This window comes from Alteromonas stellipolaris (assembly GCF_001562115.1).
Taxonomy (GTDB): domain Bacteria; phylum Pseudomonadota; class Gammaproteobacteria; order Enterobacterales; family Alteromonadaceae; genus Alteromonas; species Alteromonas stellipolaris.
On the sequence record NZ_CP013926.1, the window covers coordinates 3,550,947 to 3,567,195 of the forward strand.

Below are 16,249 nucleotides of genomic sequence, written 5' to 3' on the forward strand. Positions count from 1 at the left end.
AGTATCGGTTTTTTGTCTAGCTTAGCGGTTTACATCATCCTGGTGGATGATAAAGCCTATGCGCTTGGCGCTTCAGCTTGTGCTTCTTCAGGCTTAACAACTGACAATTGCATGCTGCGAATTGGGTTGTCTGTACCGTTTGAAAGCTCAACCAAACGGTTCAATTGACCTGCTGACATCATTACAGCGTACATGGCGCCTAAGAAACCAGACTTGTGAAGCTCAGTTACTTTCTCTTCTGGCAACTCAAGTACTTTCTTTTCATTGATGCTTAGCATACCAGTAACGTTACGTTGCTGGCCGCTTTGATAAGTAAGACGAATTTGAATTGGATCTAGCAGGTCTAGGTCAACAACTTGTTGAACAAAACGCTGAGTCATCATTTCGCTGTTAGCAAGGTCAGCTAAGAACTGCTGACGGTTTTGCAAGAATTCCGTTGGCTCACCAGCGTCAGTAAATAGGGCTTCGCCCTCTTCACCGATTAAATCGCTGTTTTCATCTATGTATACACCTAACTTATCGCCATCAGGGCGAACATCGAAAGGGTAACGAAGAATATTCATTGGAACGTGAGGGCCCTGCCATTTGTCGCCAGTAAGAAACAGGTTTTTGTTCTGTTCCATACCAAGCATTGCAACAACATGGTGGCGTTTAGCATTAGCATCTTCAATAAATACTAGCGGCATAGTAGCAGCTAATTGAGCAAACTCACGGATAGTGGCTGCAGCAAGGTGCGTATCTTTCGCAAACTTAAAGGTATTGCTAACCGCGACTTTTAAGTCTTTGTGTTTTTCTTTATCTAGCGGTACAAAATTAATAGCCATTTTCTTTCTCATACTTGTTTACTGTGGCCCCTGTAAAATAACTGAGAAGTGAGGGGTGCCACGAAAAATTATGTAGGCCGCGCGGATGAACTCACTCTCATCCTATTCGGCGACGCGCTCGGGAGTATCCCGCATTCGCGTTATGAAGTCACGCGTCCACACAATAACAAGTTTTAAATTTTTATTGCAATGTAAAATTAAAGTGAATGGTAGTAACCGCTCTAAAAACGCACAATTTTACTGTTTTTAGCGGCTTGGGGAATGAAAAAGCCCGAAATGAATGGAAATTAGAATAAATAAAAGATTAAGGCGTTTGGGGCATTGTAGGTATCAAGGTTTTCTTTTAGTCTTTTGTCTTACAACAACGATAAGGAAAAAACAGAATGAAGGGCTTCTTCCCGCTAAAATCTTGTGCACTCGCAATTTCCACTCTACTTTGCGCATCAGCCATTGCTGATGATGCCCCCACTTACACTGCAGGTGAAAAAGCGGTAAAAATAGCCCACGAAACAATTATTGTTGATGGCCACATTGATGTGCCTTATCGCGTTAAAAACGCATGGGTAGATGTAACCGAAGCCACAGAAGGTGGAGACTTTGATTACCCTCGCGCTGTAAAAGGCGGCTTAAACGCCCCTTTCATGTCTATTTATGTACCTGCGAGTTTAGATAATTCACCGGAATCTACCCAGCTTGCTCATCTGCTTATCGACTCTGTGGAAGCCATTGTGGCGCGAGCACCTGATAAATTTGCTATTGCAAAAAGCCCGTCAGACGTAAAAGCACAGTTCGAGAAAGGCATTATTTCCTTACCTATGGGGATGGAAAATGGCTCTCCTCTTCAAGGCGATTTAGCTAATCTTGAAGCATTTCACGAACGTGGTATTCGCTACATTACACTTGCGCACAGTCAGTCGAACCATATTTCAGATTCGTCTTACGATTTGCGCCGTCAGTGGAACGGGTTAAGCCCGTTTGGTAAAACACTGGTTACTGAGATGAATAACATCGGCATCATGCTTGATATTTCTCACGTTTCAGATGATGCCTTTTACCAGGTTATCGAGCTCACAAAGGTGCCCGTTATTGCTTCTCACTCGTCGCTTCGCCGCTTTACACCGGGTTTCGAGCGCAACATGAATGACGAGATGGTAAAAGCATTGGGCGACAATGGCGGCGTTATTATGATTAATTTTGGCTCAAGCTTTGTGACAAAAGACGCAGGTAAATGGCGCACCGGGCTAACACAAGCCCGCAAAGCATTGATAGCCGCTGAAGGTGAAGATAGCCCCAAACTGGAAGACTTCGAAGCTAACTACCGCAAAGAAGTGCCTTACCCATATTCAACACTTGATGAAGTACTTGATCATATTGACCATGTAGTAGAATTGGTTGGTATTGAGCATGTGGGGATTGGTTCTGATTATGACGGCGTAGGTGATTCGCTGCCTATCGGCCTAAAAGATGTGGCTAGCTTCCCTAATTTAGTTCAAGGGTTACTCGACAGAAAATACAGCCGTGCAGATATTGAAAAGATTTTGAGCGGTAATTTGTTGCGTGTATGGACCCAAGTGGAAGATTACGCCAGCAAGCACTAAGCACTAAATTAGGTACTAAGCACTAATAGTGCCTTAGCTTTCATTTTTAACTAATGGAAGTACACAATTAAATTAAGCAGTGCAAAAATACAAAAAGCAGTTAGCTTGATCTAACTGCTTTTTTGGTTTTTCTTTTGGGTTCTTAAAGTCGCTGTGCCTATGTTCAGCTTTCCCTCACGAACGTCGTTTTAACTGCCTCACCTGAATTAGGTAAAACAGAGTAGGTAGCACAAACAGGGTGAGTATCAGCGCACTTACCATACCGCCCACCATAGGGGCTGCAATACGCCGCATAACTTCAGCACCGGTTCCTGTTGCATACAGCACGGGCAATAAGCCGATAATAATAGACAACGCCGTCATCATTACTGGCCTTACACGCCGAGTAGCACTCTCGGTAATCGCCTGCTTAAGCGCTTGTTTTATTTGCTTTTCAGATACTTTAGCATTCAGAGTAGAGCACGCTTCCTCATCAAAAATTTTAACCCCTTGATGCAGGTACACCAGCATAATAACGCCTATTTCTACCGCGACACCTGCTAAGGCAATAAACCCCACGGCAACAGCCACCGAGAAGTTAAACTCCAATGCATACAACAGCCAGTAGCTGCCTATCAATGCTAACGGTAAGGTGACCATAATAAGGGCTACGTCGGCAATTCGCCTGAAGCTTAAATACAGCAGTACCACAATAACGACTAACGTTAAGGGCACCACAACACTAAGCCTTTCTTCAGCCCTTTCTAAGTACTCAAACTGCCCTGCCCACGTTAGGGAATAGCCTGGGGGTAAGGGGACTGTTTTGGCAATATGCTGTTTTGCACTTTTTACGTAACTGCCTAAGTCACCGCTTTCAATATCGATAAATACCCAACCGTTCAATCGGGCATTTTCACTTTTTATTGCCGCAGGCCCACCCTCAATGGCAATAGTGGCTACCTCGCCCAACGCAATATTAACGCCGCTTGCTAATATGATAGGGAGTTGCCTAAGTGCCTCTGGAGAGTCTCTATACTGCTGCGGGTAACGCATACTAATAGGAAACCGCTGTCTTCCCTCTACCGTTTCACCCAGTGTGCGTCCACCTATTGCAGTGTTGATAACCTCTTGAATATCAGTAATATTGAGCCCATATCGTGCAGCCCTGTCGCGACTAATATCAATAGTGATATAGCGTCCACTTGCAACTTTCTCGGCAAATACCGATGCCGTATTTTCGAAGTCTTCTAGCGCAGTTTCTATTTGTTTTCCCACCTGCTGAATGCCAGCCAATTCTGGCCCCGCTATTTTAATACCCACCGGAGTTTTAATGCCGGTAGCAAGCATATCGATACGGGTTTTGATTGGCATCACCCAAGCATTGGATACTCCTGGGAATTGTACTTGGCTGTTTAATAATTCCTTTAGTTTTGATGTCGTCATGCCGGCACGCCATTGCGATTTTGGCTTTAATTGCACGAAGGTTTCTATCATGGTTAAAGGTGCAGGATCGGTAGCTGTATCTGCCCTACCTACTTTACCAAATACGCTTTTCACCTCAGGTATTGTGGCAATCAGCTTATCGGTTTGTTGAAGTAACTCTCTCGCCTTCCCCACCGAAATACCTGGGTAAGTGGTAGGCATATAGAGCAAATCACCTTCATCTAAAGATGGCATGAACTCGCTCCCGATATGTTGCATGGGCCATACCACAGACGCTAAAGCAATCAGGGCCGCGAACAGTATTTTTCGAGGATGTTTCAGCGCAGCCGTTAGCGCTTTCACATACCCTGTTGAAATAGCCTTGTTTAACGGATTCCTATGCTCCGCTTTTAGGTTTCCTGTAACGAAATAGCCGGCTAACACTGGTACCAAAGTAATGGCTAACGCCGCTGCGGCTGCCATGGCATAGGTTTTCGTGAAGGCAAGTGGGGCAAACATACGCCCTTCTTGTGCTTCTAAAGTAAAAACAGGAATAAAAGACACGGTTATAATCAACAATGAAAAGAACAATGCGGGGCCAACTTCGGTGGCCGACTTCACTACCAGTGCCCAACGGGCTTCACCCTTTACTGGCTCTCCTTTCACTGTTGCTTGCTCAATATGCTTGTGCAGGTTTTCAACCAACACAATAGCGCCATCCACCATAGCACCAATGGCAATAGCGATACCGCCTAAAGACATGATGTTCGCGTTGAGCCCTTGGAATTTCATCACAATAAAGGCCATTAAAATGCCAATAGGTAAAGTGATTATGGCAACCAGCGATGAGCGCACATGAAAAAGAAACACTAAGCACACTGCACCTACCACGAAAAGCTCTTCGACAAGCTTGCTCCATAAGGTATCAACGGCATTATCAATAAGCGTGGAGCGATCGTACACAGGTACTATGCTTACGCCATCAGGTAAACTGGCTTTTAACGTTTCAAGACGCGCTTTTACATTTTCGATGGTCGCCTTAGCATTTTCGCCATAGCGCATGACTACTATGCCACCTACCACTTCGCCGTTTCCGTTTAGCTCAGCGATCCCTCTGCGCATAAGGGGTGCCTCGATAACATTCGCAATATCACCTATCGTGACCGCCACGCCGTTGTGAGCGATGCCCAAAGGAATACTAGCAATATCTTCGGTGCCCGAAAGATATGCGGAAGATGTCACCATATACTCGGCTTCAGCCATTTCTATCACTGACGCACCAGCTGCATTGTTGCCTCGGGCGAGTGCCGTTTCAATATGACGCAAAGGCACGCTATACGCTTGCAACTTTTGCGGATGAAGTTGCAGTAAATATTGTTTAACCATGCCGCCTACAGAGGCGACTTCCGACACCCCTTGCACGCTTTGCAGTTCATATTTCAAGAACCAGTCTTGCAGAGCCCTAAGCTCGCCAGCATCGTGGTTATTTAACTTATCGACTAGTGCATACATGTATACCCAGCCTACCCCAGTAGCATCAGGGCCTAGCTTGGGTACCACCCCATCGGGCAGCGTTATTTGGCTTAGGTATTCCAGCACTCTGCTGCGTGCCCAATACATATCTGTGCTGTCATCAAAAATAACGTACACATAAGAGTCTCCAAAAAACGAAAATCCTCGAACTGTTTTTGCACCCGGCACCGACATTAAGGCCGTGGTGAGCGGATAGGTCACTTGATCTTCCACTACCTGAGGCGATTGCCCTGCATAGCTGGTTTTTACAATCACCTGCACATCAGATAAATCAGGGATGGCATCAATGGGGGTATGTTTTACCGCTATTACCCCACCAATGGATATAAACACCGTTACCAGCAACACCAATATGCGATTGGCCACCGACCAGCGTATTATGGCTTCAATCATGGTGCATGCCCTCGTGGTGCTTGGCCGCATTGTTCTTCGTCTTTTGGTGCTCCGCACTAGGCTGACTAGACTCGTGAGACATGCCATCGTGTGACATGCCATCGTGTGGCATGCCTTGGTGGTGCTTGGTCTCTTGATGCATTTCCGGGCGATTCATTTCACGGTTGTGCGTTTCTTGGTCAAGAGGCGACTGCATACGTTTGAAATCTGATGCTTTAGACGACTCTGAATCAATCAAGAACTGCGCCGACACTACTACTTTGTCACCTTCGTTTAAGCCTTGAGTTATTTCAATGAACTCCCCTGCTTTTCGCCCAACGCTGACACCAATAGATTTAAAGCTTTCTTCGACGTTCATAACGATTCGGTTTTGGGTTTGAGCTGGGGCGAGATCTTGATTTTGACCCTGCGACTGAATTTGAATAACGCTTTGATAAGGCGCATACAACACAGGCTGTTCGGTTTGCTTGGTAAAAATCACATTGGCAAACATATTGGGCTTAATGTCACCGCTGTCGTTCTTTAAAGTAACTCGCACCTTAAGCGTGCGGGTTTCAACATCTAATGCTGGGTAGATAAAATCGACTTTTCCTGTGAATGTCTTACTTGGTAAATAGTCGAACGTAATCGATGCCTGCTGGCCAAGCGTTACTTTAGGAACATCTTGCTCAAATACACGGGCTTCAACCCATACACTGTCTAAGCGAGCAATACTAAGCACTGTGGTGCCAGGTTGAACATAGAAGCCTTCGCGTACGCCTAAATGCTCGACCACGCCATCTTGGGGGGCAAAGAAGGTAATGGTTTGCGAAACTTCGCGAGTTTTTTCGAGTTGTGCGATAAACCCAGCAGATAAATGCAGTGCTTTAAGGCGTTGTTTAGCACCTGCGGTTAAACGTGTATCTCCTCGCTTTAGCGCAATCACAAACTCTTCTTGGGCAGTCACCAGCGCGGGCGAATAAAGCGTATATAATTTTTGCCCTTGGCTAACAGCTTCACCTTCCGTCTTAATAAATAGCTTATCAATCCAACCCTCTACTCTGGGGTGAATATGCACTAAGTAGTCTTCGTTGTAGGTAACATTTCCCACAGCGTTGAAGGTCAAATCCAGCTTTCCTCGTTTTACCGTGGTAAATTTAACGCCCATATTTTGCTGTACCTGAGGCGAAATTCTCACCTCTCCATCATCACGTTTTTCGCTGCTACCCGATGCTGCAAATACTGGTACTAAATCCATACCCATAGGAGACTTACCCGGTTTGTCTCGGCGATAAGCATCATCCATTGGCGCAACCCAATAAAGGGGCGTTTTATTATTTGATTTATTATCACCGTTGGTAGCCAACGCTTCAACACCGGAATTGCCATGTATATGTGTATTCCAAACAAACACAGCTGCTGCACCACCAAGTAACCCGACTATAAGAATAAATAACGTCTTCATTGTTGCGCTCCTATAGCTGCGGTTGTGTGGGTGTCTCTTTTTGAATCTATGTTTGAACCAGCAACTGGAGTTGCAGCTGATTGGTGGGTGTCCATGTTTGAATTTGTATGACTGTCCACGTAAGTGATTAGTTGTTCACTGTTTAAATTAGAGGTTTGAAGTGGGTGTCCATAACCGAATTGATAGCTGAATAAGGGGTGCGTTTGCCTGTTTAAGGTATGGGTGTCTTTAATTTGTGGCGCGTTTATTAGGCGGCCTAATGTGTGGGTGTCCATATTTGAATCTAAATGGGTGTCTTTAGGTTTTTCTTTTACTAGCGGATAATACAGATAAGCGAGTTCGGCTAAATTTTTTGCTATGTCAACATGAAGTGCTAGCGCATCTAACTTTGCTGAAATGTGCGATATACGTGCACGCATTACGCCATCAAATGTGCCCTTATCGGCCATGTAAGCATTAAGCACGGATTCGGCTAAACTCTCTGACTGTGCAAGCAATGCGGTATCAAATAACTGCTGCCTAGCAATTAAGCTGACAAGCTGTGCTTCACTTGCTTCGGCAAGGGCTGCTAATCGTCTCACTTCTAGTCGTCGCTGTGTGGATGTCACCCCTAACCTTGCCGCTGATGCCGATACATTGGCATCTTGCCGCTTACTGCTAAACAAAGGTAAATCAACTTGGACACCCACACTAATAAAGTCAGCTTGGCTCATGCCATTCTGGGCATCTTGCCGATATCCGTAGGCGGCTTCGAAAGCCCACATAGGTTTGGTTTGCTCTTTCGCAAGACTCAATTTCTGTGTGGCGACTAACTCGTCTTTGGCAAGCAATTGCACAGAAGGGTGAGCGTCAATAATATTTAGTAAGTCACTTTCTTTAACCTGCCTAGCGAAGGATGTATTAAAAGGATATATGTCGTGATGATTGAGCGTTTCGGGCACAGAAAAACTAACTTCATTAGAGAAATCGAACCACCTCGACAACTTCGCCAACGCCACCGATGCGGTTTGCTGTTGCTGCAAAAGTGTATCTTCTAGGCGTAAGCGCTCAAGGCGTATTTGAATGATATCTTGTTGCTGCGTGCCACCCACACCACTTCGGTATGACGATTCAACCATTTCGAGCAGTTGCACTGTCGACTGCATCTCTTCACGCAATAAGGTTACGGTTTGTTCCGCTTGATACCACGCCAACCAATCCATCGACACTTCTCGCAACAACCACGCTCGCCTAGCCGCTCTTTTCACCGGTTCTTTTTGGGCTTGTTCAATAGCGATGGCTCGGGAAAGGCTGGCAGAATCTCCTCTTGGCATAGCTTGTCGAATACCCAGTTTCAACTGAGTCATGGGCTCTTGATTAAATGAAAACCCATCTGTTGGCACGCTTTGCAGTGTAGTGGTGATAGTAGGGTTATCCCAGCTATCAGCCGCATCACTGTCGTGGTGATACGCAGCCTCTTCAAGTTTGCTGCCTTGAAAATAAACGTCTTGGTTGAGCGCGAGCTGTTGTGCCTCTTGAAGGCTAAGGGTAGTAGCGAAGGAAGGCGCTCCCACCAAAAATATCAGTATTCCTAGCCAAGCGCGCGGAAGGTAACCAGTTCGAGCGCGACCTTGGATTAGGCAAGTAAAAATCATACCCAGATTAAAATTAAACATGCGAAAACCACATTAATTCCCCTGTGCACCAAGGGAATAAAAAGAAAAACGTGGGTGCTATATGCGCCCGCCAGATACAACTATCCTGCGAAAGCGAATTTAGGTGGGCGAAATTGGGTGTTGGGTATAGTGTGAGGGGCTTGGGAGTTTACAAAAAGCACCAAAGGAGCATGAGCAATAACCGCTACCGAGACTTCATTATTTATTACTGCATAAACAGCGGCGCATACGCCTGCAGGGCATTGACACTGAACGTCGCAGCACGAATCAGGTGTGTCACCGTGCATGCTATGTTCCATTGATTTCACAGCTTCTCTAGGAGCGCTTGAGACGCTATGAGTGGCGTGGTCATTTTTTGCGGTTGATTGAATGCTTGAAGGCGTAATTAAGTCGCTTGTCGAAGCGTGACTAGCTGAATGGCACCCACTAGCACTAAATTGCATCGTTTTATTGGCGAGACTTTCTGCTGATGAATTGTTCTCAGAATTTGCATCCATAGACATTACATCCATAGACATTAGCGCAGGCTTTGGCATAGCCGTTGGCATAGCCATTCCCGGCGACAATTGAGTCACCAAGGAAATAACCATTACCAATATTACGACATAGCCGCGTCGGTGCTTTTTCAATTTATCTATCATGCCTTAAAGCTTAACCGCATTTGTTATGGCTGTAAAACGCTAGAATTGTTGCGCATAGGTTTTTAGCATCATTGTCATGGTTGAAAATAAAGGGTTTGCTTTAGGTACTGCACATTCTTCGTTTTCATTTACCATGACCTTATTAAATTTCATATCATGTAACATTGACGTATTCACCACAAGGTCGGCGTGGCACAACGCATAAGATGCATCGATAACAAAAAACGTATTCGGCCCTGCGCTATTTTCCATCAGGTTTTCTACACCGTGAATAGGCGTGGTGGCATCAGCTTGAGAGTGCGCAGCAAAAAGAGGTACTTCAATACGCTTGCCGTCTTCGAAGTCGTCGCGGATTTTTTCGATAATATCCATCAATTCCAACCCCGCAAAGCCTGCGACATTTGGATATTTAAAAGGGTTGGGACCGTGGGTGATATAACTACCATCCACAATTTTAGCAACCCACTTGATACCCCAAATACGTGACATACTCTCGGCATTTTCTGAAAGTGCCAATGCACCAGAAAACAACATAAGTCCATCGATGTTGTCACTTGCATCTAGGTACTGATCCGCCGCCAATGCGCCACCAGTAGAAAATCCACCCACAATCAAAGTATCGCCCATATCATCAGCTAACGCGATAACCTCATCGACATGCGATTGCCAACGCTCCGCTAAGTCGCTGTCACTCATTGCACCATCATCATCTCGCAAACCATGTCCAGGTAATAGCGGAACAATAACGTCGAAACCTTCGTTAAATAAAATATTGGCAATTTCTCGCATAAAAAATGGCGAGTCACTAAGCCCGTGTACTAACACGGCCACTTTCTTTGCAGGGGTATCGTGATGCAGCACATAGGGAGCATTACCTTCGTTGCGAAGTACGTTACCACATACGGTGTAGCGGTGCAGTTTAGAAGATTTACATCGCTGGGTTTCGCCCCACTCTTGCTTATAAAAATCAGTAAATCGCGTTAATGCGTCTTGTGTTTCGAGGGAGCTAGCCCCTGCAGCATTAGCGAATAATGTACTTATTAATGTACCTATTAGTGCACAGCACCTTACGGCAAAAGGAAGTATGGATAATTTTGCGAAAGCAAACTTTGAGAGCACGTATATTCTCCAAAAGGCATTACGTATGGTCAATAATAACAAAATAAGGCCATTAAATAATGGCCTTACACTATTACAGTTTCACTGTGACGCTATGCTGTTTTAACTACCTACGGTTTAACAGCAAATGTTGTTCTAGTAAGCGCTTAGATACCGTCAATACTTGTATTTAGCTAAAATACAATGCTAAGTCGTCTGACCCGCCAATATGCTTACCACCAATGAATACTTGAGGTACCGTGTCACGTCCCGTCACTGCGCTAAGGCTGGTTAACGAGGCATCTTTGCCCAGTACAATCTCTTCGTAATCGTAACCTTTGTCGGTTAACAATGCTTTCGCTTTTGTACAAAATGGGCAATTTGGCTTAGTGAATAGCGATACCGGAGCTTTTGTCTCAGCGCCTGGTGCAATATAAGCAAGCATAGTGTCGGCATCAGAAACCTCAAACGGGTCGCCAGGCACGTCAGGCTCAATAAACATTTTCTCTACAGTGCCATTTTTAACCAACATAGAGTAGCGCCAGCTGCGCTTTCCAAAACCTAAGTCAGCTTTGTCTACCAACATGCCCATGCCGTCAGTAAAATCACCATTACCATCTGGTATTACGGTTACATTTTCTGCTTCTTGATCGGCTGCCCATGCATTCATGACAAATGTATCGTTTACAGATATGCATAGAATGTCATCAACGCCATGCTGTTTAAATACTTTAGCAAGCGCGTTGTAGCGAGGTAAGTGCGTAGAAGAACATGTTGGCGTAAACGCGCCAGGAAGTGAAAAAACTACCACAGTCTTGTTACTAAACAATTCTTCAGTAGTTTTAGTTGCCCATGTCTCGCCTTCGCGAACAGGAATAGATACGGAAGGTACTGGTTGACCTTCTTTTGAAATAAAACGACTTTCTGACATAGAGTTCTCACTACGGGCAAATAAATGAAGTTGCTAGGATAGAGAAATCTAAGAAAAAAGAACAGCCTCGGTTCACCCAATCTCAACAAAGGTATAAATTAGCATGCGTAACCTCTAATATTAATGCGTATCAAATCACATTAATACTTTTCAACACCATGTCTCTCGCTATATTCTTATTCTACGTTAGACATTAGTTTTAACTGGTCAGGGAACGATTCCGCCTTACGCTTCCGCCAAACCGAGCTCAAAAATAAGCATAACTGTTTTATTTAATGTGTAAATTCCGATGGGAACAGGTACTCTCTGCGCCGAATTTATACTTTAGTCTAATGCCTGATACGTTATTTCTTCGGGTTGTTCGCCATAATAGTAGTGATACGAATTGACTGCTGATAACGATATTAGTACTTCAGCTTTACTCATAAACTTCCGTCCTTCTTCTTTTTAAAAGGGAAGGCCAATAAATGCGTAGTCGTAAGGAAACTTCTATAATGCCCAGACAGTCGGCTCGGCGTTTTGCCACCAGCATTGTCACCGTTTCGCTACTTTTTGCTCTAGTGGGTTTTTCTTTGCCTACAAAAGCAGTTTCTAATGCCCTTACTCAAACTGTTCAAGAATTCGTTCAAAGCGGTGCTTTCGAAGAAGCCGAGCGTCAAACCCTACTTGCTATTGAACAAGCTCACCAAAGCGGCGTATTGTCGGTAAGTACATTGTCGGCCAGTACATTCTTTGAGGTTGGAGTATTATTACAAAGTGCATCTCGTTTCAACGTTGCAATCGATGCACTGTACGTTGCGTTAGATGGCTTCACCCGCCACGGCCAACTTATTGATATGGCAAAAACCTTACACCATCTTGGTACCGCGCAACGCTTTCTAGGGAACTATGAGCAATCTATTGGCTACCTGCGACGTGCACAATCTATTGCGCAAACACAAGGGATCCTCCCGTTAAATGCGACCATTCAAATGGAAATTGGTCTTGTCCAAAAAGAACAAGGCCAAGTACAAGCGGCACTCTACACATTAAAAAAAGCATTGGGTTTGTTTCGGGTACAACATGACGATAAAAGTACCGGCCAAGGTCTAGCGACTATTGGTGACATCTACGCCACATTAAATCAGTTTTCTGAGGCCAATACCTATTATCAAGATGCACTACAGATAGCGAAAACCAGCGATGATAAGCCGCTTACAGCACAAATATTGGGTAAGATTGGCGCTTTACTATTACTTAAGGGCGATATTGAAGAAGCCTCAGAAGCGCTTAAGTACGCACTAGCCCTTTTAAAAGAGAATGGAGAATCGAGTGAAATCTCCACCACCCAGGCGTGGTTAGGCGAAGCGTTGGTAAAAACCGGCGACACAGAACAAGGCTTAATGCTACTTGAGGAGTCACTCGCGGTAGCGAAATCTACTGGTCAGCAAAAATTACTCCAACAATCTCGCCTTGCACTGGCCAATGCGATGATGTCTTTGCAACAATTTGACGATGCACTGGCGTATGCTAAAAATGGCACTATTGAAGCAAGACGGCGTGGTGATTTGCGCAGCCAGTTGAACTTCTTATCGATTCAAGTGAAAGCCTTAGCAGCCAAGGGAGAGTTTAAGCGCGCATTAGATATTCAGTCGGTGTTACAAAATATAAGAGAAGAAGTGCTAAGTTCGGGTAGCGAGGTTGCTATTGCACAGCTTCAGGCCGAAATAGAAATTGAGCGACAGGCACAGTCAATTCAAGTACTGCAGAAAACCAAACAACTCGCACTGGCTGAGGCCGAACAACTCAACCTGCGCACAACATTGTTTTGGAGCACGTTAATTGCCGGTTTGCTAACACTATTTCTGATTTGGAGCAGATATACTCAGCGCCAGCAAACCATTAGGCTTCGCCGTGAAGTTAAGCAGAGAACGAAAGAGCTTGAACAAAAAAACTCGGAGCTACAAACAGCCTATAAAACCCTTGAGCAAGTCAGTCTTCATGATTCACTGACCGGTTTGTACAATCGGCACTACCTTGAATCTCAGTTGCCAGGTGAACTTAAGCGCAGCTCTCATGCAAATAAGCATCAGCAAGGCCACAACGAACGTAACCAAGACCTGCTTTGCTTCTTAATAGACATCGACCATTTCAAGCGTATTAATGACGAACATGGCCATTTAGCGGGCGATAAAGTATTAAGTCAGTTTGCCGATGTGCTTCGTGAAGTTTTCAGGCAAACTGATTTACTCATCCGCTGGGGCGGCGAGGAATTTTTGGTGATATGCCGTCACTCTATGCGAGACGATCTTCCTCAACTGGCTGAACGTTGCCGCGCCGCAGTGAGTGATAAAGTATTTCATATTGACGATACTCGCTCACTTCGTGTTACCTGCAGTATTGGCTTTAGTATTCTTCCCCCTGTTGAACATGTGTCTTTCGAAGAAAGCTGGAAGAGCACCTTTTCAGTGGTTGATTATTGTTTATACGCCACCAAGATGTCTGGCCGTAATGGTTGGATTGGGGTTATTGATACTAATAAAGCCCTGATTGGCGACGTGCAACAAACCCCGCTTGATAAGAAATTTCATTTTAAGCAGTCATACATTTCTACATCATTTAACACGCTGTCGAGCATAAATTGGCCCGATGAGTAGGAGCGTACATTATGTATAAAGGTAGTTGTCAGTGTCAGGCCGTGCAATTTGAGTTGCCTGATATTAGCGAAGATGAATTGGACGTTGAAACATTATCTTGCAGCGAAACGCTAAACCTCACTATTGCAGGGGCACGTAAGCATTTAGTCATAGATTGCGCCCCCTCTATGCTTGGGGAATTACAGCTATCACCAAGCCGTAAACAGTTTTTCTGTAATGAATGCTCCACGCCAATTTTCACAGAAGATGAAGATGGTAACATTGGACTACATGTCGCCTTTTACGGGCATGATTTATTAGCAAAACATCACAGCCAATACCATATCCCCTAAATTGGCAGTCCAGCTTCAATGCTTTAGAAGCCACGACATGAGTTTTGATTCATGTGAGTTGTCGCAACGAAGTTGTCGCAACGAAGTTGTCGCAACGAAGAAGTTGTCGCAACGAAGTTGTCGCAACGAAGTTGTCGCAACGAAGTTGTCGCAACGAAGTTGTCGCAACGAAGTTGTCGCAACGAAGTTGTCGTAACAAAGTTGTCGCAACGAAGTTGTCGCAACGAAGTTGTCGCAGTGAAGCTATCGACACAGAGCCGTAACCACGACTTGCATGCTCAACTAAGCTTGTCGTAACAACAGGCTTTACCAAAAACGAAATAGTGGCCTTATAGGGTATCGCGCTGAATGATGCGATGCGCAGAAGAGTCGCACCAAACCGCGCTTTTCCTGATTAATCTCACGCCGAACTTTTTAAGTCATCCAAGTGGTATTTATCAATAAGTGAATACAAGGTTGGACGAGTAACACCTAGCAATTCAGCGGTTTTAGACATATTTCTATCCGCTTGGTGGTACGCTCTACGAATTGCCTTACTTTCAGCAACCTCGCGTACCTCGCGAAGATTCAATGTTTCAGACTCTCCACTACCATCAACCGCGAACAAACCTAAGTCATCAGGCTGTATAACGGTGCCTTCGGCCATGATCACTGCCGACTTAAGCTTATTCTGCATTTCACGAATATTGCCAGGCCATTTGTGAGCCAGCATGGAATTTATCGCAGATTCAGAAAAGCTCTTAGCCTTAGCATTAAACTCTTCTCGATAAATATTCAGGAAGGTACGCGCAAGCAAGATAATATCTTGATCTCTATCTCGCAGTGGCGGGATCATAATGGGAATTTCACCAATACGATAATATAAATCTTCCCTAAAACGCTCTTCCGCCACCATGGTTTGTAAATCTCTGTGGGTAGCACAGACAACCCGAATATCCACGGGAATTTCGGCTCGCCCCCCCACTCGCTCAATAACACGCTCTTGTAAAAAACGTAGCATTTTGGCTTGCAGCCCGATTGGCATATCACCAATTTCATCTAGAAATAGCGTGCCACCTTGAGCGGTTTCAATTTTACCTAATGTGGTTTTATTGGCTCCAGTAAATGCACCTTTCTCATAACCAAAAAGCTCACTTTCTAGCAAATTTTCTGGAATAGATGCACAGTTAATGGCAACAAACGGTTTATCTTTGCGAGGACTATGTTCATGAATGCTGCGAGCAAACACTTCTTTACCGGTTCCACTTTCACCTAGCAGTAAGGTACTAACATCCGTATTCGCTATTTTTTCAGCTTTACGTACTACCGTTTGAATAGACTCACTGTTGCCAATGATACGGCTCATACCTGTGCGAACTTTGGATAAGATACTGTTTTCAAGCTCTAATTTACCCAAATTAAGTGCGCGATTAACAAGTAACTTTATGGTGTCTGAATCTATGGGTTTTTGATAAAAGTCATAGGCACCAAAGTTTATAGCCTTAAGGGCATTCTCTTTTTCGTTATTTCCGGTGACAACAATGACCTTAGTTCTAGGCGCTAAGGCGATAATATCTTGTAATATTCTCAAGCCTTCAGACGCATTAGCTGGGTCGGGTGGCAATCCTAAATCTAGTGTAACGACTTTAGGCTCATAACGGCGCAGTTGCGCAATTGCCGAGGTATGATCGTCAGCAAAAACAACATCGTAGTCGGTTAAGCTCCACTTTAATTGTTTCTGAATACCTAAATCGTCATCTACCACTAAAACGGTATCTGTCATC

General features: G+C 44.7%; 11 protein-coding genes. 3 read left to right on the top strand and 8 right to left on the bottom strand.

Going from position 1 to position 16,249, the window contains the following annotated elements:
- Positions 1-56: 56 nt before the first annotated feature.
- The gene (locus AVL57_RS15195; RefSeq protein ID WP_057789933.1) at positions 57-824 is read right to left on the bottom strand and encodes a SapC family protein; all 768 of its coding nucleotides are present in this window, start codon (positions 822-824) and stop codon (positions 57-59) included.
- Positions 825-1,207: 383 nt separating this feature from the next.
- On the opposite strand from AVL57_RS15195, the gene AVL57_RS15200 reads away from it, so the two are divergent.
- On the top strand, positions 1,208-2,422 hold the full coding sequence (locus tag AVL57_RS15200; protein WP_057789931.1) for a dipeptidase: 1,215 nt from the start codon (positions 1,208-1,210) through the stop codon (positions 2,420-2,422).
- A 174-nt stretch (positions 2,423-2,596) separates the two neighbouring features.
- Here AVL57_RS15200 and AVL57_RS15205 read toward each other — a convergent pair whose 3' ends face one another.
- The 6 genes from AVL57_RS15205 to AVL57_RS15230 form a co-directional block, all read right to left on the bottom strand.
- Positions 2,597-5,749 carry an efflux RND transporter permease subunit gene (locus AVL57_RS15205; protein ID WP_057789928.1) on the bottom strand — a complete coding sequence of 1,051 codons (3,153 nt, stop codon included), beginning with the start codon at positions 5,747-5,749 and terminating at the stop codon, positions 2,597-2,599.
- Positions 5,742-7,193 (bottom strand): efflux RND transporter periplasmic adaptor subunit, encoded by a 1,452-nt coding sequence (locus AVL57_RS15210; protein WP_057789926.1) that lies wholly within the window; start codon positions 7,191-7,193, stop codon positions 5,742-5,744. Before AVL57_RS15210 ends, AVL57_RS15205 begins: the two co-directional genes overlap by 8 nt.
- On the bottom strand, positions 7,190-8,848 hold the full coding sequence (locus AVL57_RS15215; protein WP_057789924.1) for a TolC family protein: 1,659 nt from the start codon (positions 8,846-8,848) through the stop codon (positions 7,190-7,192). Before AVL57_RS15215 ends, AVL57_RS15210 begins: the two co-directional genes overlap by 4 nt.
- 80 nt (positions 8,849-8,928) lie before the next feature.
- Positions 8,929-9,489, bottom strand: coding sequence for a hypothetical protein (locus AVL57_RS15220; protein WP_057789921.1), 561 nt, complete (start codon positions 9,487-9,489; stop codon positions 8,929-8,931).
- A 39-nt stretch (positions 9,490-9,528) separates the two neighbouring features.
- The gene (locus AVL57_RS15225; protein WP_082604838.1) at positions 9,529-10,608 is read right to left on the bottom strand and encodes an alpha/beta hydrolase; all 1,080 of its coding nucleotides are present in this window, start codon (positions 10,606-10,608) and stop codon (positions 9,529-9,531) included.
- A 169-nt stretch (positions 10,609-10,777) separates the two neighbouring features.
- The gene (locus AVL57_RS15230; protein WP_057789919.1) at positions 10,778-11,518 is read right to left on the bottom strand and encodes a glutathione peroxidase; all 741 of its coding nucleotides are present in this window, start codon (positions 11,516-11,518) and stop codon (positions 10,778-10,780) included.
- A 494-nt stretch (positions 11,519-12,012) separates the two neighbouring features.
- Between AVL57_RS15230 and AVL57_RS15235 the strand changes: the two genes are divergently transcribed.
- Positions 12,013-14,154, top strand: a complete 2,142-nt coding sequence (locus AVL57_RS15235; protein WP_057789917.1) for a GGDEF domain-containing protein — start codon at positions 12,013-12,015, stop codon at positions 14,152-14,154.
- An 11-nt stretch (positions 14,155-14,165) separates the two neighbouring features.
- Positions 14,166-14,486, top strand: coding sequence for a GFA family protein (locus tag AVL57_RS15240; RefSeq protein ID WP_057789915.1), 321 nt, complete (start codon positions 14,166-14,168; stop codon positions 14,484-14,486).
- 400 nt (positions 14,487-14,886) lie between these two features.
- On the opposite strand, the gene prsR is transcribed toward AVL57_RS15240, so the two are convergent.
- Positions 14,887-16,248: a PEP-CTERM-box response regulator transcription factor gene (gene prsR / locus AVL57_RS15245; protein WP_057789913.1), complete on the bottom strand. Its 1,362-nt coding sequence runs from the start codon at positions 16,246-16,248 to the stop codon at positions 14,887-14,889.
- Position 16,249: the final 1 nt, after the last annotated feature.